Source organism: Streptomyces sp. NPDC002156, from assembly GCF_053593675.1.
In genome coordinates this window covers 82249-104963 of the sequence record NZ_JBSFDA010000014.1, presented here as the reverse complement: position 1 = coordinate 104963, position 22715 = coordinate 82249, and the positions used below count along the sequence as shown (strand labels likewise).

Here is a 22715-nt window from a genome sequence, read left to right as displayed (position 1 = left end):
GGGTAAAGACGGATGCCCAGCCCCTCACCTGCCTACCCAGCCCCGCCGCGGATCCTCCCGCGCGCCCCCGCACATGCGCGACCCCGAGTGGGCGGGCTGGTGCGCGGTCCTCGTGAACGTCAACGACCTTGCCGCGATGGGCGCTTCACCGGTCGGACTCCTCGACGCCGTGGGCGCGAAGGACCTGGCCCACGCCAGACAGATCCTCGCCGGACTCGCCCGCGCCGCGCAGGCGTACGGCGTCCCGGTGCTCGGCGGACACACCCAACTCGGCGTGCCCGCAGCCCTGTCGGTGACCGCACTCGGCCGCACCGCACACCCCGTCCCGGGCGGCGGCGGACGACCAGGACATGCCGTACGGCTCACCGCCGACCTCGGTGGCGACTGGCGCCCGGGATACCGGGGCCGCCAGTGGGACTCGTCAAGTCACCGTCGTACGGACGAACTGCGCGCCATGACAGGCGCGGTGGCCGCCGCACGACCCGCCGCCGCCAAGGACGTGTCGATGGCCGGGATCGCCGGCACCCTCGGCATGCTCGCCGAGGCGAGCGGCTGCGGGGCCGTCCTCGACGTGGCCGCCGTACCGAGGCCGGGGACCGCGACGACGGGCGACTGGCTGACCTGCTTCCCCGGCTTCGCGATGCTCACCACCGACGAGCCCGGCGCCCCACCGCTCCCCGCGGGGCCCGCGACGGGCGCCGTCTGCGGGGAGCTGACAGACGGACAAGGCGTCGGGCTGCGCTGGCCCGACGGAGAGATCACCGAAGCGGTCACCTCCACGGTGACCGGGATGGGGACCGCATGACCACCCTGCGTATGGCGGCCGTGGCCGCCGAGTTCGGCCGCGACCTCGAAGAGGACTTCGCGATCGCCGAGCGGCTGATCAAGGAGGCTCGGGAGGAGGGTGTACGGCTGCTAGCGCTCCCGGAAGCCTGCCTCGGCGGCTATCTGCTCAGCCTCGACGACGACAGCGCCCTGGACGAGGGCCCGCCCGCGCTCGCCCTCGACGGCCCCGAGATCGCCCGACTGGCCGCCCTGGCCGGGGAGATGACCGTCGTCGCGGGCTACTGCGAGGCGGCTTCCGAGCAGGGCGTCGACACCCGCTACAACAGCGTGGTCTGCGTCAACGGCGACGGCGTGCTCGGCAACCACCGCAAGGTCCACCAGCCGCTCAGCGAGGACGCCAGCTACGCCTCCGGGGACCGGTTCCACGCCTTCGACACACCGGTCGGCCGGATCGGCATGATGATCTGCTACGACAAGGCGTTCCCGGAGTCGGCCCGCGCGCTGGCCCTCGACGGTGCCGAGATCGGTGTGGTCGTCTCGGCCTGGCCGGGCGCACGGACCAACGCGGTCACCGATCTCGTCAACGACCGCTGGAAGCGCCGTTTCGACCTGTTCGACCGGGCCCGCGCCCTGGAGAACCAGATCGTGTGGATCTCCGCCAACCAGGCGGGTACCTTCGGGTCGCTACGCTTCGTCGGCAGCGCCAAGGTCGTCGACCCCGGCGGCGAGATCCTCGCCGACACCGGAGTCGAAGCCGGCCTGGCGGTCGCCGAACTCGACGTCGCCCAGGCCCTGGAGACCGCCCGCCGCTCCATGGGGCACCTGCGGGACCGGCGCCCGGAAACCTATACGTACGCAGGAGCAGTCACCGCATGAGCAGCATCCGGATCGCGGCCGCCGCCGCCCACTTCGGCCGCGACCTGGAGTTCGACCTCGCCCGTATCGCGAAACTCATCGACGACGCGCGAGGATCCGGCGCCGGACTGCTCGTCCTGCCCGACGCCGCCCTCGGCGGCTACCTCGCCGACCTGCGCCACCCCGACCCTGAGGCCCTGCCGCCGGCCCTCAAACCGGACGACCCCGTGATCCTCCAAGTGGCCCGCCTGGCCGCCGAGATGGTGGTCTGCGTCGGCTACTGCGAGGACGGCGGCACCGAGCGCTACAACGCCGCCGTCTGCGTCAGCGGCGACGGCGTCCTCGGCCGCCACCGCAAGGTCCACCTCCCGGCGGGGGAGGTCGCCGCGTACGCGCCCGGGGACCGTTTCGACGCCTTCGACACGCCGGTCGGCCGGATCGGGATGCTCATCGACTACGACAAGACGTTCCCCGAGTCGGCCCGCTCCCTGGCCCTGGACGGCGCCGAGATCCTCGCCTGCCTCTCCGCCTGGCCCACCAGCATCACCAACCGCGCCCCTCGCATGGCCCAGGACCGGCAGGCCAAGCTCTTCGACCTGTACGACCAGTCGCGCGCCGCCGAGAACCAGGTCGTCCTCGCCTCCTCCAACCAGACCGGCGCCATGGGCGGCATGCGCTTCCTCGGCCAGTCCAAGGTCGTCGGGCCCGGCGGCGACATCCTCGCCCGCACCTGGGCCAAGGCGGGCCTCGCGGTCGCCGAGGTGGACGTCGCCGCCGAGATCGACCGCGCCCGCCGCGTCCTGCGCCACCTCGACGAACGCAGGCCCGCCGCCTACCGGGAGACCCCGTCATGAAGACGATGAGGATCGCCCTCCTCAGCTACTCGACCCGGCCGCGCGGCGGTGTCGTGCACACCCTCGCCCTCGCCGAGGCGCTGGCCGCCGCCGGACAGGACGTCACGGTGTGGTCGCTCGGCCGGGGCGGCGACGCCACCTTCTTCCGGCCCGTGGACCCGGCCGTACGCGTCCGGATCGTGCCCTTCCCCGACGGCCCCGAGGACGAGACGGTCGGGGAACGCGTCCTGCGCTCCATCGCCACCCTGCGCGCCGCCTTCGACCCCGCCCCCTACGACATCGTCCACGCCCAGGACTGCATCAGCGCCAACGCGGCGGGCCCCTGTGTCCGTACGGTCCACCACATCGACCACTTCACCACCCCCGAACTGGCCGCCTGCCACGAACGGGCCATCGTCGAGCCGTACGCGCACGTGTGCGTCTCCCGGTCGGTCGCCGACGAACTCGCCCGGGGCTGGGGGCTCAAGGCCGAGGTCATCCCCAACGGGGTGGCGTACGAACGGTTCGCGACCACGGACCCGGCGGCGCGGGCGGCCTGGCGCGCGCGTCTGGGCCGGTACGTCCTGACGGTCGGCGGCATCGAACCCCGCAAGGGCTCCCTCGACCTGCTGGAGGCGTACGCCCTGCTGCGGGCCGAACATCCCGACGTACGCCTGGTCGTCGCGGGCGGGGAGACCCTGTTCGACTACCGCGACTACCGGGCCCGCTGGGAGACCCGGGCGTCGGAACTCGGCGTCGAACCCGTCGTCCTCGGCCCGGTCCCCGACGAGGAGCTCCCGGCCCTGGTCGCAGCCGCCGGGGCCTTCGCCTTCCCCTCCCTCAAGGAGGGTTTCGGGCTCGCCGCGATGGAGGCGCTGGCCGCCGGAGTCCCGCTGGTCGTCCGCGACCTCCCCGTCCTGCGCGAGGTCTTCGGCCCCGCCGCCCGCTTCGGCACCACCCCGCAGGACCTGGCCGACGAACTCGCCCGAGCCCTCACCCACCCCGACCCGGCCAGACAGACCGCCGGCCGCCGACTGGCCGCCCACCACACCTGGGCCACCGCCGCCCGGCTCCACCTGGACTTCTACCGCTCCCTGAGCTGATCGGCCGGCATGGTGACGCCGCGACGCCGAGCACCCTCTCGACGGCTCGTGCCGGGGCTCACGTGTCAGAATGGGGCGGCCCGTTCTTCGTCCGTTCCCCATCGAGGTTGCTCCGTGTCCCAGCCCGTCGGTCGTGTGCCGCAGCGAAGCAACGCGCGGTCCAACCGGGCGCGCATCCTGGCCACCGCGCGCCAGGAGCTCGGGCGGAACCCCGACATCACCCTGGAGGAGCTGGCCCGCGCCTCCGGTGTCGTACGGCGCACGCTCTTCGGGCACTTTCCCGGGCGGGCGGCGCTCCTGGACGCGCTGGCCGAGGAGGCTGCCGAGGCTCTCCGGGACGCTGTCGCGGTCGGCACGCGGGGCACGGAACCGCCCGAGCGGGCGCTCGCGAACTTCGCGTTGTCGATGTGGCCGGTGGGCGACCGCTACCGGATGCTCCTCGCACTCGCGCAGCGGGACCTGGGCACGGCCCGGGTCGCCGAGCTGCTCCGCCCCGCCCGTGTCACGGTCACGGCCATCGTGGAGCGGGGCCAGCGGGACGGCGTCTTCCACTCCCATCTGCCGCCGGGGGTGCTGAGCGCCGGCCTGGAGGCGATGACGATCGCCCTGCTCGAAGAGGTCAACACCGGGGCGCTGGAGGACGACGGCACCCGGGTGGCCGTCGCCACGCTCATCGCGGCCGGGGTACCGGAGAGGCGGGCGAGTGCCGTGGTCGACGAGGCGGCGGCCGAGGACTGAGCCTCGGCCCGGCGAACCCCTGTGCTGGGGGCCGCCGTTGAGCGTGCACCGTGCTCTGGAGCGACGCACGGGACACCGACCGACGTGACGTCGCGTCGCGTGCCCGGAGGCGGGCAGCGGGCCGCATAGCCGCGGGACAACACCGAGCCTCAACCGACCGTGGGCCCCGTCGCGTCGGCGCCTCAGGTGCGAGCGAACAGAAAAGGGGATGGTGGAGGCCGGGAGGAGTAGTCCCCGGCCTCCGGGCCGCGCGGTCCGTGTGCGACTCAGACGGCGTCCACTCCCGCGCACCGGGGTGCCGTTCATGCGCCGGGCAGCAGCGCACCTCGGCATGCCCCCGGGCCGCTACCGGGTCATCGGCACCCTGGAGCCGCCGGGCTGCTGCTAGGACCGGCCTCGGCGGAAGTGGCTCACGCCGGGATGACCGTGGCCGTCGGCTGACGGTCCGCGGCGGATGTCCCCGGCCGTGCGTGTCACATCCTCGTCCCACGCCCGGTCATACGGCTGGAAGCATCCACGAGCCCGCTGACCCGAGGAACGCACATGACGACGCTGGACGGGCAACCCGAGAGCAAGGTCGCACGCGCAGCCACCGCCACAGAGGTCTCCGCAGGTCAACCGGACGCCTACCGACAGACCGCCGCCCAGGTGGCCGACCGGCTCGGCGTCGTCCCGGGGGTGGGGCTGAGCACGGGGCAGGTCTCCGAGCGCACGGCGGTCAACGGCGCCAACCAGCTCTCCGAACCGGCCCGGCGCCCCGAGTGGCTGAAGTTCCTGGACCAGTTCCGCAACTGGCTCATCGTCATCCTGCTGATCGCCGCCGTCGTGGCCGGAGCCATCGGTGACATCAGGGACGCGGTGGTGATCACCGTCGTACTGCAGATCAACGCCGTGCTCGGCTACTGGCAGGAGCGGCGCGCCGAGCGCAGCCTGGAGGCGCTGCGCCGGATGCTCGTGCCCATGGCGAAGGTCCGCCGCGACGGCACCGAGCAGGTGGTGAAGGCAGAACTCCTCGTGCCCGGAGACGTGGTCCTGCTGGAGGCGGGCGACCGCGTACCGGCCGACGGCCGGCTGACCGTCGCGGAGACCGTCGAGGTGGACGAGGCGGCCCTGACCGGCGAGTCCCAGCCGGTCACCAAGAGCGTGACGGCCGTCGACCCCGCCTCGACCGACCAGGTACCACTCGCCGAGCGCACCGACATGCTGTTCATGAACACCGCCCTGACCCGGGGCCGCGCCGAGATGATCGTCACCGCCACCGGGATGCGCACCGAAGTCGGCGCCATAGCCGAGGCGTTGCGCACCGGGACGGAACCGCCCAGCCCGCTCCAGGTCCAACTGGACAGCCTGGGGCGGCGGTTGGCGTTGCTGAGCGGGGTCGCGGTCGTCGCCTACGCCCTGAGCGCCTGGATCCGCGGCGAGCCCCTCTCGGACATCGCGCTGCAGGCCGTGGCCCTGGCCGTCGCCGCGATCCCCGAGGGGCTGCCCGCCGTACTGGCCCTGACCCTGGCACTCGGCGTGCACCGCATGGCCCGGCGCGGCGCCATCGTCAAACGGCTCGCCTCGGTGGAGTCGCTCGGTGCGGCGACCGTCGTGTGCAGCGACAAGACCGGCACGCTCACCCTCAACGAGATGACCGCGCGCACCTTGTGGAGCGCGGGCAGGCACTACGACGTCACGGGGGAGGGATACGGGACGACAGGCACCGTTCGCGTTCATGGCGCGGTCGACCCGACTCCGGCCGACGGCACGCCTCCCGGCGACGATCTGCGTGACGCCGTACTCCCCTTCGCCCTGTGCAACGACGCCCGCCTGACCGGCGGTTACTACATCGGCGACCCGACCGAGGCCGCACTGGTCGTCCTGGCCGCCAAGGCCGGGGTGGACGCCGAATGGACCCGTGCGGAGCTGCCCCGCGTGGGTGAGCTGCCCTTCGACGGTGCCACCAAGTACATGGCCACCTTCCACACCGAACCCGACGGCCGCACCCGCGTCCACGTCAAGGGCGCGGTCGACGTCCTGCTGGGCATGTGCACGGATGTCCTCACCGTGGAAGGCCCGCGTGCCCTCGACGAAGAGCGCCGGGAGGAGGTCGTCGCAGTGGCGGAGCGGTTCGGCAGCTCCGGACTGCGGGTGCTCGGCGCGGCCACCGCTGTGTTGGACGGTTCGCCGAGCACCTTCACCCCGGCGGCGCTTCCCGGGCTGACCCTGGTGTCGATCGCCGGGATCGCCGATCCGCCCCGGCCACAGGCACGGGACGCGATCGCCCTGTGCCGTACGGCGGGAGTGGCCGTGAAGATGATCACCGGTGACCACGCCGACACCGCGGCGGCCATCGCCCGCGAACTGGACATCGCCGGTGACGTCGTGACAGGCGCCGACCTGGACCGGATGACCGACGAACAACTCGCCGGGCGCGTCGACGACATCGGCGTGTTCGCCCGGGTCGCCCCGGAACACAAGGTGGCGATCGTCCAGGCACTGACCGAGCGGGGACACGTCGTCGCCATGACCGGTGACGGTGTCAACGACGCCGCCGCGCTCAAGGCCGCCCACATCGGCGTCGCCATGGGCATCACCGGCACGGACGTGGCCAAGGAAGCCGCCGACATGGTCCTCACCGACGACGACTTCTCCACGATCGTGCGGGCCGTCCGCGAGGGACGGGCCATCTACGCCAACATCGTCAAGTTCGTCCGCTTCCAGCTGGCCACCAACATCGGCGCGATCCTCACCCTGCTCAGCGCCTCCCTCGCCGGACTGCCCTCCCCGCTCACGGCGGCCCAACTGCTGTGGATCAACATCATCATGGACGGTCCGCCCGCGATGGCCCTGGCCGTCGACCCCGCCCGCGACGACGTGATGCGCCACCCGCCGCGCGACCCCGGGGAACGGATCCTGGACGGCCGCAGACTCCTCGCCATCGGCTGGGCCGGCGCGGTCATGGCCGCCGGCACCGTGACGCTCTTCGCCGTCGCCCGCTCGTACGTCGACCCGGACACCGCACTGACCATGGCGTTCACCACGTTCGTCCTCTTCCAGCTGTTCAACGCCCTCGGCGCCCGCACCGACGAGGGCCCAGTGCTGGGCCGCTTCCAGCTCCGCAACCGCGCGCTGTGGCTCTGCCTGGCCGGTGTCCTCGTCGTACAGGTCGCCGTGGTCCAACTGCCCTGGGCGGGCACGGTCTTCGGGACCGTGCCGCTGACCGCGGCCCAATGGGCGCTGAGCCTGGGCACCGCGTCCACCGTGCTGCTCGCCGAATACGCCCTGCGCGCCGTACGGTCGGCGCCCCGCAAACACCGTTGTCACACCGTGGCGCGCTGAACTGTCTATGTGACTGACGGACGAGAAACAGAGGAAGCCATGGGAACCATGCGTGAGATCCTGATCGTCGGCGGCGGCTACGCGGGCTTCTACACCGCGTGGGGCCTGGAGAAGTCCCTGCGGGCGGGCGAGGCCCGGGTGACCGTCGTCGACCCGCGCCCGTACATGACGTACCAGCCCTTTCTCCCGGAGGTGACGGCCGGTTCGGTCGAGGCACGCCATGCCGCCGTGTCGATGCGGCGCCATCTGCGCCGGACCCGGCTGATCGCGGGGAGCGTGACGGAGGTCCGGCACGTGGACCGGGCGGTCACGGTCCGGCCGGCGGACGGGAACGACTTCGAGCTGAGCTACGACATCCTCGTCGTCACCGCCGGCGCGGTGACGCGTACCTTCCCCATCCCCGGTCTGGCGGAGCACGCCATCGGTCTGAAGCACGTCGAGGAGGCCGTGGCCATCCGCGACCGGCTGCTGACCGCGTTCGACCAGGCCGCGACGCTGCCGCCCGGCGCCGAACGGCGCAAGCTGCTCACCGTCACCTTCGTGGGCGGCGGGTTCTCCGGCGTCGAGGGCTTCGGCGAACTGCTGTCGCTGGCCACGGCGATGCTCAAGTACTACCCGGAGCTGGGCCCGGCTGACCTGTCCTTCCATCTGGTCGAGGCCAGGGACCGCATCCTGCCCGAGGTGAGCGACGGGCCGGGGGAGTGGGTGGTGCGCTCCCTGGAACGCCGTGGCGCGCAGGTGCACCTCGACGCACAGCTCGTCTCCGCCGTCGACGGGCACGTCGTGCTCTCCACCGGCGAGGAGTTCGACTCGGAACTCGTCGTCTGGACCGCCGGCAACGCCTCGAACCCGGTCGTGCACCGCCACACGGACCTGCCCGTCGACGAGCGGGGCCTGCTCGTGGTCCGGCCCGACCTGCGCGTGGGCACCGACAGCGAACCGCTGCCCGACGTGTGGGCGGCCGGGGACGACGCGGCCGTTCCCGACCTGGCGCTGCCGATACCGGGGGCGCGCACGGTGCCGAACGCCCAGCACGCCGTACGGCAGGGCAGGCTCCTCGCCAGGAACATCGCGGCCGCCCTGCACGGAGGCAGGGTCCGGAACTACCGCCACGGCAGCCTGGGAGTGGTGGCCACGCTGGGGCTGGGGCGTGGCATCTTCCAGTACCGGAACATCGTCATCAAGGGATTCCCCGCCTGGCTGATGCACCGGGGATATCACGTCCTGGCCGTGCCGACGTGGGAGCGCAAGATCCGTGTGCTCACCGTCTGGCTCACCGCGGCCCTGTTCGGCAGGGACCTCGTCTCCCTCGCCTCCGTCCAGCACCCACGGGACGCCTTCGTGACGAGCGGCGACCCACGCACCGCTTCCCTCTCTGGAGCAGACCATGGACGCGCGTGAAGAGGCCGCACGCGGCCTGACCGACATCGAGACCTTTCTCTACCGCGAGGCCCATCTGCACGCGGCACACCAGCGCGTGGCGGACTTCGTCTCACGGGAGCCCGGGCTGACCCCGGCGCAGAAGACCCACATCGAACGCTGGTATCTCGACGAACAGACGTACGTGGCCCGCATGGTGACGGACCACATCGCCGACAGCATCGGCGCGGCGCACGCGCAGCACCGCGTCCGCCTCGGGCGCTGGCTGCGGGGCACCATGGCCGCGATGACCCTGATCACCTTCGTGATGGCCGCGCTGTGCGTGGTGATCGTGGCGACGGTGAGCTGAACCACCGGGCCGGGTACGCCCGGTACGTCTACGAACGGCCGGCGCGGTAGAGGCCCCGGCCGGCCCGCTGCACGCGGGAGGCGCCGACCAGGCGGTCCAGGGTGCTGCGGACACCGTTGATGCTTCCGCTGTCGGTGTCACGGCCGAGAGCCGCGGCGACATCGCGGGCCCGTACGGCGGTGTCACCGATGCCGGCGAAGTACTCCATGATCTGCTCGGTGAGCCTGCCGTACGACTTCTGCCCGTCCGAGTCCGAGGGCTCGGCGGAGACACCGTTGGTCTGCGGTTCGGGGGAGGGCGCCGTCCGCATCAGGGGCTGCAGGGCACTGAGAGTCCGCTGCACGGAACCGAGATGGGCCACGACGGCCGCCAACTCCCGTTCCAGCGCCTGCTTCTGGATCCGCAGGCGGGCCAGGTCCTCCTGAAGGCTCTCAGCGGTGATCTCGATGCTGTGCGCTGCTCCGGAGACCATGTGTTCCTCCCAGTGACTCGCGCTGCCGCGCAGTGCGCCGGGCAGCCGTCGCAGTTTACCAACGGTCGCACCCACACAGTGTGTCCGCGGAACGCCACTGTCACAAAAGCGGCTCCTGCTCGGTCTAGTGGAGCAGACGCAACCGGAGGAACGGAGACCGCTGGACCATGGATCTCGAACCGTCCCCCACGACGAGCGACCTGGAAGAGGCTGTTTCTGTCTTTGTGCAGCACCGGAACCGTCTCTTCGGGATCGCCTACCGTGTGCTCGGCAGCGCGGTCGAGGCCGAGGACGTGGTCCAGGAAGTGTGGTTGCGCTGGCAGAAGACCGACCGTTCCGTCGTGCTCAGCCCGGTGGCCTTCCTGTCGAGCGCGACGACCCGTCTGGCCATCAACGTCGCGCAGTCCGCGCGTGTGCGCCGGGAGACCTACATCGGGCCGTGGCTGCCGGAGCCCGTCGACACCAGCTCGGACCCGGAGCTGGGCGCGCAGCGCGCCGAGGCTCTCGAAATGGCGCTGCTGCTGGTGCTGGAGAGACTGAGCCCCGCCGAACGTGCCGCGTACGTACTGCGCGAGGCGTTCGACTACGCCTATCCCGAGATAGCCGAGATCCTTCAACTCAGCCTCGTCAACGTACGGAAGATCGTGAGCCGGGCCCGCAAGCATCTGTCGGAGGAACAGCGGGGAAGCGTGGACGCGGCGGAGCACCGGCGTCTGCTCAACGTCTTCGTCGCGGCGGCCCAGACAGGGGATGTGGCTTCACTGGAGGCCCTGCTGACGCCCGGCATCGTCAGTCTGTCCGACGGCAACGGGATGCGGGGCTGTGCCCGTATCCCGGTGCTGGGGCGTGCGCGTGTGGCCAAGATGGTGACGTATCCGAAGCTCTGGCGGGGGGCGGAACCCAGGCTGGTCGACGCCAACGGTTCCACGGGTGTGCTGGTCCAACGGGACGGCCAGGCCATCGCGTTCATGACCTTGGCCGCCTCGGAGGAAGGCGTCCATCAGCTGATGTGGGTGTTCAGCCCCAGCAAGATCGCCGCGTTCATCGACTCGGGTTCGCGCTTCTCGGCCGCCGGCAACCGGAAGTGACCGGTCGCGTCAGGCTCCGGTCGGCCGGTTCCAGGAACGGAGTTTGTCGGGGTTGAGGACGACCCAGACCTGGGCGACGTGATGGTCGGCGATGTCGAGGCTGATGACGGCGGCGACCTGACGGTCGTACCGGACGACGAGCCCCGTGGTGCCGTTGACCGGATGCGTGGTCACCGTGGTGCGCGGGCGGTGGGCCAGGAGCGTCAGCAGGCTGTCGGCGACCGGCCGGTCGCCGTGGACGGGCCTGGTGAGGGCCCGTACCTTGCCGCCGCCGTCGAAGAACGCGGTGGCGTCCGCGGACAGCAGCGAGGCCAGCCGCTCGGCGTCCTCGCTCACGCAGGCCTGGCGGACGGCGCGGGCGAGGGCGTCCTGCTCCGCCGGCGTCGTGGGACGTGAGCGCCGCTGCCGCAGACTGTGGCGGGCCCGGTCGGCCAGTTCGGCACACTCCGGTTCGGGACGTCCGACGACGTCGGCGATCGCGCCGGGGGCCAGCCCGAACACGTCGTTGAGGACGAACGCCGCCCGCTCGGCGGGCGAGAGCAGGTCCAGCGCATGGAGCAGCACCTGACCCACCTCCTCCTCGAGCCCTTCCTCGTCGGCCTGTGCGCGAGGCGCGTCCGTCTGCGCCTCCGTGGCCGTGCCCCGGTCGGGGAGGGAAAGCCGGCCCAGACAGATCCCGCCCGCGGTCTTCGCGAGCCAGGACCGGGGCGCGGTGATCCGGCCGTGTTCGGCGTCGGACAGCGCGTACCACTGGCGGTAGGTCTCGTCGACGACGCTCTCCGCGGCGCCGGGACTGCCCAGCATCCAGTACGCGACATCCAGCAGATACCGACGCTCGTCGAGCAGCTCCGCGATCGGCACCGCGTCAGCATGGTCCATACAGCGGCCTTCCTCTCACACCATATTTCTCGGCTCCGTCCAATTGACCGGACACCCACGGATCTTGTGACACGGGGGCGGGTGTCACACCTGTGCCGCTTGCCCGGTCTCAGGTGACAAAACCCCCGGCGCCTTCTCGTGGAGCCGAGAAACTCCATGATCGAATTCCGGGGCCTCCTGTCGGACGACGAACTCCGGAGGTCTGATCTCTCATGACTGCTGAACGCGGGGACTATGCCGTGCGGTGGCGCGAACGGGCAGCCTGTCTGCGCGTCGACGACCCCGACCTGTTCTTCCCCATCGGAATAAGCGGCCTGACGCACGTACAGGTCGACGAGGCCAAGGCTGTCTGCCGTCGCTGCCCCGTCGAGGAACAGTGCCTCGACTGGGCCATGTACGTGGGGCATGTGGAAGGCATCTGGGGCGGTACGACGGAGAGCGAACGCCGTGCGATGCGGCGACGCGGGGCCCGCCGGGACGAGAAAACGGTCTCGACGGCGGCGTGAACGGCCCGGGCCGACTTGATTCATGGATGGTGGTACGGATATGGGTGACGGGACAAGGGTCGCCGAATGGTTCGAGGGTCGTCTGGGTTTCCATGGCTCGCTGAAGTCGAAAGCGCGGAGAGCCTTTCCGGACCACTGGTCGTTCATGCTGGGCGAGATATGCCTCTACAGCTTTCTCATCATCATCGTGACGGGCGTGTATCTGACGCTGTACTTCCATCCCTCGATGGAGAAAGTGGAGTACCAGGGCAGTTATGCGCCGCTGCGGGGCCAGTTGGTGTCCGAGGCGTTCGACTCGACCATGCACATCTCCTTCGACGTCCGTGGTGGCCTGCTGATCCGGCAGGCCCACCACTGGGCAGCGCTGGTCTTCGTGGCGGCCATGCTCGTCCACATGATGCGGGTGTTCTTCACCGGCGCCTTCCGTAAACCCCGCGAGCTCACCTGGGTGTTCGGATTCCTGCTGCTGATCCTCGGGATGTTCGGAGGGCTGACGGGATACGACCTTCCGGACGACCTCCTCTCCGGAACGGGACTCGCGGTCGTCAACGGAACGATCCTGTCCATCCCGGTCGTCGGCACCTACCTTTCGATGTTCCTCTTCGGAGGCGAATTCCCGGGGGAGGATCTGGTGGCGCGCTTCAACACGATCCACGTTCTGATCATTCCGGCCCTCATGGTGGGACTGCTCGTCGCCCATCTGATCCTGGTCCTGCGCCATCAGCACACGCAGTATCCGGGCCGGGGGCGGACCCACAGGAATGTGGTGGGCCTGCCGCCGAAGGTGCGTGCCGTGAAGTCGGCGGGGTTCTTCTTCCTGGTCTCCGGTGTCATATTCGTCATGGCCGCGATCGCACAGATCAACCCCATCTGGGAATACGGCCCCTACCGTGCCGACCAGGTCTCGGCCGGATCGCAGCCCGACTGGTACATGGGTGTGGCGGACGGACTGTTGCGGGTCATGCCCGGATGGGAAATCACCTTCGGGGGCTACACCTTGGCCCTCGACAACCTCATCCCGCTGTTGGTCGGCGTCGGTCTCTTCCTCGCACTGGGCGCATACCCGTTCATAGAATCCTGGGTGACCGGCGACGACCGTGAGCAGAACCTCCTCGACCGACCGCGAAACAGGCCGGTGCGAACGGCACTCGGGGTCGCCTGGATCAGCTTCTATCTGGTCGCCCTGATCGGCGCCGCGAACGACATCATCGCCCTCCGCCTCCATGTCTCGGTCAACGCCGTGACATGGGCGGTTCGCATCGGCCTGCTCGTCGTACCTCTCGCCGCCTATGCCATAACCAAGAGGTGGGCTCTCGGTCTCCAGCGCCGGGACCGGGACAAGGTCCTGCACGGCCGCGAGACCGGCATCGTCAAACGCCTGCCGCACGGTGAGTTCGTCGAGGTGCACGAGCCGCTCGGCCAGGAACAACTGCACGCGCTCACCCAGCACGAGCAGTACAAACCGATCGATGCCCGCCTCTCGGTGAACGGCGAAGGCCCGAACGCCGGGTCACGTGTTGCCCGGCGCCTGCGGGCCAGGCTCAGTCGCGGCTTCTACGGCGAAGGCGCGCAGATCATCAAGCCGACCGCACAGGAGTACCAGGAGATCACCGGTGAACACCGGCACTGACACCCCCGGGCGGGCGACCCTCAGGACCTGCTGTCCGCGTCCGAGTCGGCCTCGGAGAGTACCTGCTCCAGGCCGGCGAGGTCACCGGACCGGGCTGCCGCGAGGAACGCCTGGACAAGTCGTCGATGCGCGACGGAGTCCACCGGCCGTCGGCAATGGCCGGTGGCGAGACGCTGCTGGGCGCGGGTGACCTGCTGCCTCGCGTTGGCGATGCTCAGCCGCAGCACCTCGGAGATCCGCCCGTACGGATAGCCGAAACCCTCGCGCAGGACATAGGCCGCCCGTTGGCTCGGTGTCAGTGTCTCCATCAGCAGGAGAACCGCCGCCTCGACGGCGTCCCGCTGCTCGGCCACCGCCTCCGGGGTCACCCGGTCGTCCAGGAGTTCCGGGAGCCAGGGGCTGGCGCAGGACTCCCGGCGCCTCCAGGCGGACTGGACGACGTTGAGGGCCAGCCGGCTGGTGGTCGTCCTGAGCAGCGCCGACGGGTTCAGGACGAGCGTGCGGTCCGTGCCCTGCCAGCGGAGCCACGCCTCCTGGATGACGTCCTCGGCCTCGTTCGCGTTGCCGACGATCCGGCCCGCGATCCTGAGCAGCCCGGGTCTGGCGCGGACGAACACCGACGTCGCGGCGTCCAGGTCACCGATCGTCGGGTCGGCCGTCGTGCCGGCCGTCTCCCGACCCTGCCTGCCTTGGACCGGATACGTGTACACGACCGGCTCCTCTGCTCGCTCCGGGGGCAACGGCTTGAAGGGTTGCGATGGCCAGCGTCCCGCCCGGGGGCAGCCGAGCGCGCCCGTAGGAACCCGTAGGAGACCCCGTGGTCGTGCCATGGCGGATCCGTGGCCGGGCGGGCCTGTCACACCTTCGGCACGCGCCCTGTCATAGAGGTGACAGTGGGCACGAGCCTGCCGACCCAAGGAGTGCCGTGATGACGAAGCACGTTCTTGAGACCGCGGCTCAGGAACTCGCGGACACGACGTCCGTCCCACCGTTCCTGCACGAGCTGCGTCCGGAAGGTGCCCGAAAATTCCTGGACGAACTGCAGGCGGAGCCGGTGGAGATGCCGGACGTGGACGAGAAATGGATCACGGTGCCCGCCGAGGTGGGCGACGTACCGGTCCGCATCGTGAAGCCCGTCGGTGGCCACGGCACACTGCCGGTCGTCCTGTACGTGCACGGCGGGGGATGGGTCATGGGCAACGCCGGCACCCATGACCGTCTGGTGCGCGAACTGGCCGTCGGGACGAACGCCGCCGTCGCCTTCGTGGAGTACGACCGCGCACCCGAGGCCAAGTACCCGGTCGCCATCGAGCAGGCCTACGCGACGGCCCGGTGGATCACCGCGAACGGCGCCGAACTCGGCCTGGACGCCTCCCGCCTGGCCGTCGCCGGCGACTCCGTCGGCGGCAACATGACCGCCGCCCTGACCCTCATGGCCAAGCGGCGCGGCGACGTGACCTTCGTGCACCAGTCGCTGTACTACCCCGTCACCGACGCGGCCCAGAACACCGACAGCTACCGGGAGTTCGCGGACGGCCCCTACCTCACGGCCAGAGCCATGGCCTGGTTCTGGGACTGCTACACCCCCGACCCGGCCCGGCGGACGGAGGTCACCGCCTCACCGCTCCTGGCGAGCCTGGAGGAACTGCAAGGACTGCCGCCCGCACTCGTCATCGTCGACGGCAGCGACGTACTGCGGGACGAGGGAGAGGCGTACGCCCGCCGGTTGACCCAGGCCGACGTACCCACCGTCAGCATCCGGATCAACGGCGCCCCGCACGACTTCATGATGCTCAACCCCCTCCGGGCCACCCAGGCCGCGACCACCGCGGTGGACCAGGCGATCCACACCCTGCGCACCGCTCTGCACGGCACGGACGCAGACGTTCATGGCCGGAACACACGGTGGCAGCCCGGGACTCACACATTGTGATCGTGGCAGTGGTGTCACAGATCGAGTGGTAGCCCGGTCCTCCTTGCGGGACCACATCCGATTCAGCGCCATGGGAAGAAAGGTTGATCACCGTGAGGGTCACTCGTCCCCCGTCATCGAGCCGGCCGCCCGGGGAGCCGACATCGGCGGGTCTGCGCGCCCTTCCCCGTCCCGTGGCGGTGGTGGTGGGCGCCGGTGGGGTGCTCGGGGCGGCGCACGTCGGTGTCGGATACGCGCTGGAGCAGCGCGGATTCGTCCCGGACATGATCATCGGGACCTCGGTGGGTGCCCTCAACGGGGCGATCGCGGCGACCCACCCCGAGCGGGCCGCGCCATGGCTGGACCATGTGTGGACCCAGTTGCGGCGCCGTGAGGTGTATCCGCTCGGCTATCTGTCCTCACGGGCCAGCCTCTTCACCGACCGCGGCCTGCGCCGCCTGATCGCCCGGGCCGGACTGCCGTCGCGGATCGAACAGTTGGCGGTTCCCTTCACCGCCGTGGCCATGGACCTGGTCACCGGCACTCCGGTGCTGCTCGACCACGGAGACCTCGAGTCCGCCCTGCTGGCGAGCGCCGCCATTCCCGGCGTACTGCCCCCGGTGGAACGCGGGGGCCGCACCCTCGTCGACGGGGGAGTGGTCGCCTACGTCCCGGTACTGGCGGCCCAGCAGGCCGGGGCGGCCAGCATCGTCGTGGTGGCGACCGGGCCGGAGAGCTCGCCGCTGCAACCCATCGATCCGCGCCGGCGCGCCGGCGCGATCGCCGCCAGGGCCGGGTTGCTCCTGCTGCGCCACCAGATCGAACGTGACCTGCACGAGGTGGCCAAGGACCTGCCGACCGTGGTGCTTCCCACCGGCATCGAGGCCTGGCCCGCCCCCTGGGACTTCCGCCATTCCCAGCGCCTGATCAACACCGCCTCCCGCACGGCGGGGCGCTTTCTCGACGGGCTGCACATCGACGGGCCGGGTCTGTACCGCGTCGACGCCCCCTCGACGGCACCCGCCCTTCGTGGCGGGGCGACAACTTCGTCCCCATTGGAGGCAGGCCTGTGAGCACCATCGCGTTCCTCAACATCGGCATGCACGGCCATGTCAATCCGACGCTGCCGCTCGTGGCCGAACTGGTCCGGCGCGGCCACACCGTCACCTACCACACCACGCCCGAGTTCCGGGACGAGATCGAGGCCGTCGGCGGGACCGTGCACCTCTACCGCGGGGGCGACCAGCCGTTCCCCGACCCGCCGACACCGCTCACCTGGATGGAGGCGCTCGCGAGCACCGCCGTACGCTGGCTGCCCGCCGTGCTCGGCGACCTCCGGCGCGAGCCACCCGATCTGATCGTCCACGACAGTGCCTGTCTGTGGGGCGCGGTCGCCGCCCGCGAACTCGGGGTTCCGGCGGTCTCGTCGTTCACCACGTTCGCCTTCAACCGCGAGGTCCCCAGTCCCACCCACGGCTCGAAGGAACTGCTGGACGCCGCGCGGAAGCGGCCCCGCAGCCTCCGAGGCTATCTGCGGTCCCGCTGGACGCTGCACCGGCGCTTCGCCGCAGGAGGTCTGCCGCTGATCGACGTGGCGAACATCCGCCAGCCGCTCAACCTGGTCTACACCTCGCGGGAGTTCCAGCCCGCCGCCGAGGACTTCGACCGCTCCTACCGCTTCGTCGGCCCGAGCATCGGCGCCCGCCCGGCCGACCCGTCGTTCCCGTTCGACCGGCTCCAGGACCCGGTCCTGTACGCCTCACTTGGCACGGTGTTCAACGCCGACCCGCAGCTGCTGCGCACCTTCGCGACCGCGCTCGCCCCGCTGGGCGGCACCGTGATCGTGTCCACCGGGCAGTCCGACCCCGACGCGCTCGGGCCGCTGCCCGCCAACGTCCTCGCCCTTCGCTTCGTACCGCAGCCGGAGGTACTGGCCCGCGCGGCCCTGTTCGTCACCCACGGCGGCATGAACAGCGTCAACGAGGCCATGTACGCCGGGGTTCCGCTGCTGGTGGTCCCGCAGGGCGCCGACCAGCCGATGGTGGCCCGACGCGTCGTCGAACTCGGCGCCGGTCTGTCGATCCGTACCGAGGACGTCGAAAAGGTCTCTGTACGTGCCCTCGCCCGGCGGTTGCTCCACGAGCCCGGGTTCCGGGCCGCCGCGACCGAACTGCGGGCCGCCCAGCACAAGGCGGGCGGCTATCGGCGGGCAGCCGACGAACTCGAGGAGTATCTGCGGGAGGCCGGCCCGGTCCGGCACCCGGTGCCCGTCGACCCGTCACCGAGAGGCTGAGCGGCGATGTCTCCCGTCATCGTGCTGCTGCTGTTCGCGGGGCTGTCGGAAGCCGCTGGACGCATCCTGCCCCTGGTGTCCCGCCGGCCCGGCATGTCCCGCACCTTCGTGGCCGGGCTGCTGGTGGCCGCCGGCCTCGTCGAGGCCACGGTGTTCGCCCTGTGGCCGCTGACCGCCTGGACCCTGGCCGAACTGGTGCTGTCCACCCCGCCACCGGGCACCGGCCTGGAATGGACGCCGAGCCTGGTCGCCCCGCTGGTGCTCTCCGCGGTCCTCGCCTTCCCGCTGCTCGGGCCTTTCCTCCACCTGGTGGTCTTCGTGGGTGTCGGAGCCGGTCTGGTCGAACCCCTGGCGGCCGCGACCGGGCTCGGCTGGTGGAGCGCCGCCGGATGCGTGACCGTCGCGGGAGCCGGTCTCGGCGTCACCGTGGAGGGCGTACGACGGCTGGTCGTACGGGTCAGCGCGACCCGGCCGCCGGAGGTGACCGTATGAACGACTTCCTGCTCTGGGCCTGTCTCCTCGGACCGGCCCTGATCGCCGAAGCCCTGCTGGCCCGCTACGAGGTGCTCGCCTACAGCGCCGGCTGGCGGGCCCCCGTCACCGAACTCCCGGCGGGCACGCCCTACGCCCGGGGCGCGGCCCCCGACAGCCCCCCGGACGCCTACCTCGTCTACCTGGACGGCATCGGCAAGCGCCGCGTCCGCGACACCCGGGACGGCGGCCAGCTGGTCAAGGCCGTGCTCGCCGGGGCGCCGGAGCTACGGGTACTGGGCCAGGTGCAGCCGTACTCGCCACTGGCCGACCCGCTCGCCGACCGGCCGACGTGGACGTGGTGGCTGCGCCACCATGCCGGGCTGCTGCTGTTCCTGCACAACGTCATGCAGGTCTTCGTCGCCGCCGACCGCCGGTACCGCCCCCTGTACAACAGGGCCGTCGGCTCCCAGATCGCCACGCAACTCAGGCTCGCCGGGTACGAGCCCGGCAGCGGCATCCCCGTGGTGCTGCTCGGCTACAGCGGCGGCGCCCAGGTCGCCACCGGCGCGGTCGAGGAACTCCACGCCCAGCTGCGCTGCCCGCTCACGGTGATCATGCTCGGCGGGTTCCACAACGGCGCCAACGACCTCACCCACGCCGACCACGTCCATCAGCTCACCAGCGCGGGCGACCGGATCGAACGGGTCGGTACCTGGATCTTCCCGCAGCGCTGGCGACCTTTTCGCGGCAGCAAATGGAATCGCGCCAACCGTGCCGGGAAGATCACCGTGCACCGGCTCGACCCGGCCACCCACCTCGGCCCGCGCAGCTACATCAGCCCGGAGGGCCGACTGCCCGACGGCCGCAGCTACCTCGACCGCACCACCGAGACCGTGATCGCGATCGTCCGCGCCCAGCGGGGCGCGACCGCGGAGACCGACATCCCGCGACCGTAGAAGAACCGGTCCCGTCGGCAACAAGTGCCTGTCTTTGCTTCCACAACCACACCAGCGCAGCGATCGGGAGGCGTATTACGATACCCACCGGGGTGTGTCAGACAGGAGAACTGCCATGGCGAGGAGCGGTGCGGGCGCCGGACTCCTCGGAAGGCAGCACGAATGCCAGGCCCTCGACGCCCTGCTGGCCGGCGCCAGGGCCGGGCGCAGTGGGGTCCTGGTCCTGCGCGGCGAGGCGGGGATCGGCAAGACCGAACTGCTGAAGTACTTCCTCGGCCGCGCCACCGGATGCCGCACGGTCAGGTTCTCCGGCGTCCAGTCCGAGATGGAACTCTCCTACGCCGGACTGCACCAGCTCTGCGCTCCGCTGCTGGCCGGCCTCGACCAGCTGCCCGAGCCGCAACGCGACGCACTCGGCACGGCGTTCGGACTACGGGGCGGCGCCGCGCCCGACCGCTTCCTCGTGGGCCTCGCGACGCTGAGCCTCATCGCGGACGCCGGCGGGAACCGACCGCTGGTCTGCCTCGTCGACGACGCACAGTGGCTGGACCGCGCCTCCGCACTGACCCTGGCGTTCGTCGCCCGCCGGCTGCTCGTGGAACCGGTCGCCCTGGTCTTCGCCGTCCGTGAACTGAGCGCCGGTGAGGCTCTGGACGGTCTGCCCGAGCTGCCCGTGACGGGACTGTCCGAGAACGACTCCCGCGAACTCCTCGACTCGGTCGTCACCGGGCCGCTCGACCAGCGGGTGCGCGACCGGATCGTCGCCGAGTCGCGCGGCAACCCGCTGGCCCTGCTGGAACTGCCTCGCGGGGCCACCACGACGGAGCTGGCGGGCGGCTTCGGGCGCCCCGACACACTGTCCCTGCCGACCCAGATCGAACAGGACTTCCTCCGCCGCGTCCAGGCGCTGCCCGCCGAGACCCGGCGCCTGCTGTTCACCGCCGCCGCCGAGCCCATCGGCGACGTGACGCTGCTGCGGGGCGCCGCCGAACGGCTGGGCATCGACGTCGACACCGCCGCCTCCCACCCCGACGCGGCGGAACTGATCACCCTCGGCACCTGGGTACGTTTCCGGCACCCGCTGGTGCGCTCGGCGGCCTATCGCGCGGCGAGCCCGCAGGACCGGCGCGAGGCGCACCAGGCGCTCGCCGACGCGACCGACGCCCGGCTCGACCCCGACCGCAGGGCCTGGCATCTCGCCGCCGCGACCCCGGGACCCGACGAGACGGTCGCCGCCGAACTGGAGCGCTCCGCGGACCGGGCACAGGCCCGCGGCGGCATCGCGGCGGCGGCCGCGTTCCTCCAGCGCGCGGCAACCCTCACGCAGGATCCCGCCCGGCGGGCGCAGCGCGCGGTCGACGCCGCACAGGCGACGCTTCACGCCGGCGCCTTCGAACCGGCGGCGGCCCTCCTCACCACGGCGGAGGCCGGACCCCTCGACGAACTGGGGCGCGCCCGGATCGACGTACTGAACGCCGGGATCGCGTTCGCCCAGAACCGTGGCAGTGAGGCACCTGAGCTGCTGCTCACCGCCGCCCGCCGGTTCGGGCCGCTCGATGCCGCACTCGCCCGCGACACCTACCTGGACGCCGTCGCGGCGGCGATATTCGCCGGCCGACTGGCACACGGCCCCGGACTGCCGGAGGTGGGCGAGGCAGCGCGCGCCGCGCCGCCGCCCCAGCGGCCGACGCGGCTGCCCGACCTGCTGCTGGACGCCGTCGCCGTGCGTCTCACCGACGGCTACCCGGCCTCGGTGCCGATGATGGGACGCGTCCTCGAAGCGTTCTGCGACGAGGAACTCCCCGTCCAGGACGCGCTGCGCTGGCTCTGGCTCGCCGGCGTCCTCGCCGCGGATCTGTGGGACGACGAGCGCGGGCACATCGTCGCGGACCGTCATCTGACGCTCATCCGCGAAGCCGGTGCGCTCAGCACACTGCCCGACGTGCTCGAAGCCCGTGCGCACGCACACCTCCTTGCCGGGGAGCTGACGGCGGTCGCGTCGCTGGTCGACGAGGTCGCAACGGTGTGCGCGGCGATCGGGAGCAACCCGACGCGCGTACTGCCGCTCGGTCTGGCCGCCTGGCGGGGCCGCGAGAGCGAGGCCCGGGCGCTGATCGACGCGATCATGAGCGAGGCGGTACCGCGGGGACAGGGGGCCGCTGTCACCGTCACCCACTGGTACCACGCGGTGCTCTGCAACAGCCTCGGCCAGTACACGGAAGCGCTGGCCGCCGCCCGGGAGGCAGCCGCCCACCCGTACGAGTTCGCGTCGCCGCGCTGGGGCCTCGTCGAGCTGGTCGAGGCGGCCGTACGCAGCGGTTCGCCCGAGCCGGCGGCCGTCGCGCTCGACGAACTCTCCGTGGCGACCCGGGCCAGCGGCACGGACTGGGCGCTCGGTGTCGAAGCGCGCTCGCGGGCCCTCGTGAGTGAGGGCGACGCGGCGGAGCGGCTCCACCGCGAGGCGATCGAACGGCTCGCCCGGACCCGGGCCCGCGTGGAGCTGGCCCGCGCACACCTCCTGTACGGCGAATGGCTGCGCCGCGAGAACCGCCGCGTCGACGCCCGTGCCCAACTGGGCGTCGCCCACGACATGTTCGGCGAGTTCGGTGCCGAGGCGTTCGCCGAACGCGCGCGAAGCGAACTGCAGGCCGCAGGCGCGAAGGTGCGCAGCCAGGTCGTCGCGACGCCCGCGGCCCTCACCGCCCAGGAGGCGCAGATCGCCCGCCTCGCCGGCGAAGGGCTCACCAACTCCGAGATCGGCGTCCAGCTGTTCATCAGCCGCCACACGGTCGAATGGCACCTCCGCAAGGTCTTCTCCAAACTCGGCATCTCCTCCCGCAAGGAGATCCGCACCCTGAGCCTCGAAGGCGAGGCGACACCCGCCTAACGCAGCCGGTGCAGAGCGTCGGAAATGGCTTCCATCCGTTTGTCGACGTCCACTAGTTCCCGGCGCAGTTCGGCGGCGCGGGTTTCCAGTTCGGTGGCTTCGGCGGTCAGCGACACGACTATGGCCGCCATTCCTTCCCGGTTCTCCGAAATCGTCAATTCCCTGTGGTCGGGCATGGAAGGTCATTTCCTCGGGAGCGGAGTTCACAGCGAAATGTGGTCCCCTGCCCGCGGGCAGGGGACCACTGGCA

Annotated in this window: 21 protein-coding genes; 17 read left to right on the top strand and 4 right to left on the bottom strand. The window is 71.2% G+C overall.

Annotated elements, in window-relative coordinates:
* The 8 genes from ACWCRB_RS09490 to ACWCRB_RS09455 all read left to right on the top strand — a co-directional run.
* Positions 1-805: MSMEG_0567/sll0787 family protein (locus ACWCRB_RS09490; RefSeq protein WP_450995484.1), on the top strand; the 805-nt coding region annotated here is incomplete at its 5' end.
* Complete coding sequence (locus ACWCRB_RS09485) at positions 802-1662, top strand: carbon-nitrogen hydrolase family protein (RefSeq protein ID WP_450995483.1); 861 nt, start codon at positions 802-804, stop codon at positions 1660-1662. The genes ACWCRB_RS09490 and ACWCRB_RS09485, both read left to right, overlap by 4 nt.
* Positions 1659-2495, top strand: a complete 837-nt coding sequence (locus ACWCRB_RS09480) for a carbon-nitrogen hydrolase family protein (RefSeq protein WP_369034257.1) — start codon at positions 1659-1661, stop codon at positions 2493-2495. Before ACWCRB_RS09485 ends, ACWCRB_RS09480 begins: the two co-directional genes overlap by 4 nt.
* Positions 2492-3577 carry an MSMEG_0565 family glycosyltransferase gene (locus ACWCRB_RS09475; protein WP_450995482.1) on the top strand — a complete coding sequence of 362 codons (1086 nt, stop codon included), beginning with the start codon at positions 2492-2494 and terminating at the stop codon, positions 3575-3577. The genes ACWCRB_RS09480 and ACWCRB_RS09475 overlap by 4 nt, the downstream gene beginning before the upstream one ends.
* 114 nt (positions 3578-3691) lie before the next feature.
* Positions 3692-4315, top strand: coding sequence for a TetR family transcriptional regulator (locus tag ACWCRB_RS09470; protein ID WP_450995481.1), 624 nt, complete (start codon positions 3692-3694; stop codon positions 4313-4315).
* Between the two features lie 543 nt (positions 4316-4858).
* Positions 4859-7639, top strand: a complete 2781-nt coding sequence (locus ACWCRB_RS09465; RefSeq protein WP_450995480.1) for a cation-translocating P-type ATPase — start codon at positions 4859-4861, stop codon at positions 7637-7639.
* 48 nt (positions 7640-7687) lie between these two features.
* Complete coding sequence (locus tag ACWCRB_RS09460; protein ID WP_450995487.1) at positions 7688-9040, top strand: NAD(P)/FAD-dependent oxidoreductase; 1353 nt, start codon at positions 7688-7690, stop codon at positions 9038-9040.
* Positions 9027-9368, top strand: a complete 342-nt coding sequence (locus ACWCRB_RS09455) for a hypothetical protein (RefSeq protein ID WP_450995479.1) — start codon at positions 9027-9029, stop codon at positions 9366-9368. Before ACWCRB_RS09460 ends, ACWCRB_RS09455 begins: the two co-directional genes overlap by 14 nt.
* Before the next feature lie 28 nt (positions 9369-9396).
* Here ACWCRB_RS09455 and ACWCRB_RS09450 read toward each other — a convergent pair whose 3' ends face one another.
* Entirely contained in the window at positions 9397-9840 is a 444-nt protein-coding gene (locus tag ACWCRB_RS09450) for a hypothetical protein (protein ID WP_450995478.1), read from the bottom strand.
* A 167-nt stretch (positions 9841-10007) separates the two neighbouring features.
* Between ACWCRB_RS09450 and ACWCRB_RS09445 the strand changes: the two genes are divergently transcribed.
* Complete coding sequence (locus ACWCRB_RS09445) at positions 10008-10928, top strand: sigma-70 family RNA polymerase sigma factor (protein WP_235472525.1); 921 nt, start codon at positions 10008-10010, stop codon at positions 10926-10928.
* A gap of 9 nt (positions 10929-10937) precedes the next feature.
* Here the strand turns inward: ACWCRB_RS09445 and ACWCRB_RS09440 are convergent, their stop codons facing one another.
* Positions 10938-11807, bottom strand: coding sequence for an RNA polymerase subunit sigma (locus ACWCRB_RS09440; protein ID WP_450995477.1), 870 nt, complete (start codon positions 11805-11807; stop codon positions 10938-10940).
* A 212-nt stretch (positions 11808-12019) separates the two neighbouring features.
* Between ACWCRB_RS09440 and ACWCRB_RS09435 the strand changes: the two genes are divergently transcribed.
* Both ACWCRB_RS09435 and qcrB read left to right on the top strand, forming a co-directional pair.
* Entirely contained in the window at positions 12020-12313 is a 294-nt protein-coding gene (locus ACWCRB_RS09435; RefSeq protein WP_450995476.1) for a WhiB family transcriptional regulator, read from the top strand.
* 40 nt (positions 12314-12353) lie between these two features.
* Positions 12354-13943, top strand: a complete 1590-nt coding sequence (gene qcrB, locus ACWCRB_RS09430) for a cytochrome bc1 complex cytochrome b subunit (RefSeq protein WP_450995475.1) — start codon at positions 12354-12356, stop codon at positions 13941-13943.
* A 20-nt stretch (positions 13944-13963) separates the two neighbouring features.
* On the opposite strand, the gene ACWCRB_RS09425 is transcribed toward qcrB, so the two are convergent.
* A complete protein-coding gene (locus tag ACWCRB_RS09425; RefSeq protein WP_450995474.1) occupies positions 13964-14653 on the bottom strand; it encodes a sigma factor-like helix-turn-helix DNA-binding protein in 690 nt (229 codons plus the stop codon).
* Positions 14654-14871: 218 nt separating this feature from the next.
* Between ACWCRB_RS09425 and ACWCRB_RS09420 the strand changes: the two genes are divergently transcribed.
* The 6 genes from ACWCRB_RS09420 (at position 14872) to ACWCRB_RS09395 (ending at position 22465) form a co-directional block, all read left to right on the top strand.
* Complete coding sequence (locus ACWCRB_RS09420; RefSeq protein WP_450995473.1) at positions 14872-15876, top strand: alpha/beta hydrolase; 1005 nt, start codon at positions 14872-14874, stop codon at positions 15874-15876.
* Between the two features lie 92 nt (positions 15877-15968).
* Complete coding sequence (locus ACWCRB_RS09415) at positions 15969-16928, top strand: patatin-like phospholipase family protein (RefSeq protein WP_450995472.1); 960 nt, start codon at positions 15969-15971, stop codon at positions 16926-16928.
* Positions 16925-18148: a macrolide family glycosyltransferase gene (locus ACWCRB_RS09410; RefSeq protein ID WP_450995471.1), complete on the top strand. Its 1224-nt coding sequence runs from the start codon at positions 16925-16927 to the stop codon at positions 18146-18148. The genes ACWCRB_RS09415 and ACWCRB_RS09410 overlap by 4 nt, the downstream gene beginning before the upstream one ends.
* A gap of 6 nt (positions 18149-18154) precedes the next feature.
* Entirely contained in the window at positions 18155-18640 is a 486-nt protein-coding gene (locus tag ACWCRB_RS09405; protein WP_450995470.1) for a hypothetical protein, read from the top strand.
* Positions 18637-19578: a hypothetical protein gene (locus tag ACWCRB_RS09400; protein ID WP_450995469.1), complete on the top strand. Its 942-nt coding sequence runs from the start codon at positions 18637-18639 to the stop codon at positions 19576-19578. Before ACWCRB_RS09405 ends, ACWCRB_RS09400 begins: the two co-directional genes overlap by 4 nt.
* A 115-nt stretch (positions 19579-19693) precedes the next feature.
* Complete coding sequence (locus ACWCRB_RS09395) at positions 19694-22465, top strand: ATP-binding protein (protein WP_450995468.1); 2772 nt, start codon at positions 19694-19696, stop codon at positions 22463-22465.
* On the opposite strand, the gene ACWCRB_RS09390 is transcribed toward ACWCRB_RS09395, so the two are convergent.
* Positions 22462-22641, bottom strand: a complete 180-nt coding sequence (locus ACWCRB_RS09390; protein WP_450995467.1) for a hypothetical protein — start codon at positions 22639-22641, stop codon at positions 22462-22464. The two genes, ACWCRB_RS09395 and ACWCRB_RS09390, sit on opposite strands and share 4 nt — an antisense overlap.
* Positions 22642-22715: the final 74 nt, after the last annotated feature.

Coding starts and splice junctions, on each gene's coding strand:
- ACWCRB_RS09405 (WP_450995470.1), top strand. CDS start 18,155: ATGTCTCCCGTCATCGTGCTGCTGCTGTTCGCGGGGCTGTCGGAAGCC.
- ACWCRB_RS09475 (WP_450995482.1), top strand. CDS start 2,492: ATGAAGACGATGAGGATCGCCCTCCTCAGCTACTCGACCCGGCCGCGC.
- ACWCRB_RS09455 (WP_450995479.1), top strand. CDS start 9,027: ATGGACGCGCGTGAAGAGGCCGCACGCGGCCTGACCGACATCGAGACC.
- ACWCRB_RS09460 (WP_450995487.1), top strand. CDS start 7,688: ATGCGTGAGATCCTGATCGTCGGCGGCGGCTACGCGGGCTTCTACACC.
- ACWCRB_RS09435 (WP_450995476.1), top strand. CDS start 12,020: ATGACTGCTGAACGCGGGGACTATGCCGTGCGGTGGCGCGAACGGGCA.
- ACWCRB_RS09485 (WP_450995483.1), top strand. CDS start 802: ATGACCACCCTGCGTATGGCGGCCGTGGCCGCCGAGTTCGGCCGCGAC.
- ACWCRB_RS09390 (WP_450995467.1), bottom strand. CDS start 22,641: ATGCCCGACCACAGGGAATTGACGATTTCGGAGAACCGGGAAGGAATG.
- qcrB (WP_450995475.1), top strand. CDS start 12,354: ATGGGTGACGGGACAAGGGTCGCCGAATGGTTCGAGGGTCGTCTGGGT.
- ACWCRB_RS09445 (WP_235472525.1), top strand. CDS start 10,008: ATGGATCTCGAACCGTCCCCCACGACGAGCGACCTGGAAGAGGCTGTT.
- ACWCRB_RS09480 (WP_369034257.1), top strand. CDS start 1,659: ATGAGCAGCATCCGGATCGCGGCCGCCGCCGCCCACTTCGGCCGCGAC.
- ACWCRB_RS09465 (WP_450995480.1), top strand. CDS start 4,859: ATGACGACGCTGGACGGGCAACCCGAGAGCAAGGTCGCACGCGCAGCC.
- ACWCRB_RS09450 (WP_450995478.1), bottom strand. CDS start 9,840: ATGGTCTCCGGAGCAGCGCACAGCATCGAGATCACCGCTGAGAGCCTT.
- ACWCRB_RS09440 (WP_450995477.1), bottom strand. CDS start 11,807: ATGGACCATGCTGACGCGGTGCCGATCGCGGAGCTGCTCGACGAGCGT.
- ACWCRB_RS09400 (WP_450995469.1), top strand. CDS start 18,637: ATGAACGACTTCCTGCTCTGGGCCTGTCTCCTCGGACCGGCCCTGATC.
- ACWCRB_RS09395 (WP_450995468.1), top strand. CDS start 19,694: ATGGCGAGGAGCGGTGCGGGCGCCGGACTCCTCGGAAGGCAGCACGAA.
- ACWCRB_RS09420 (WP_450995473.1), top strand. CDS start 14,872: ATGACGAAGCACGTTCTTGAGACCGCGGCTCAGGAACTCGCGGACACG.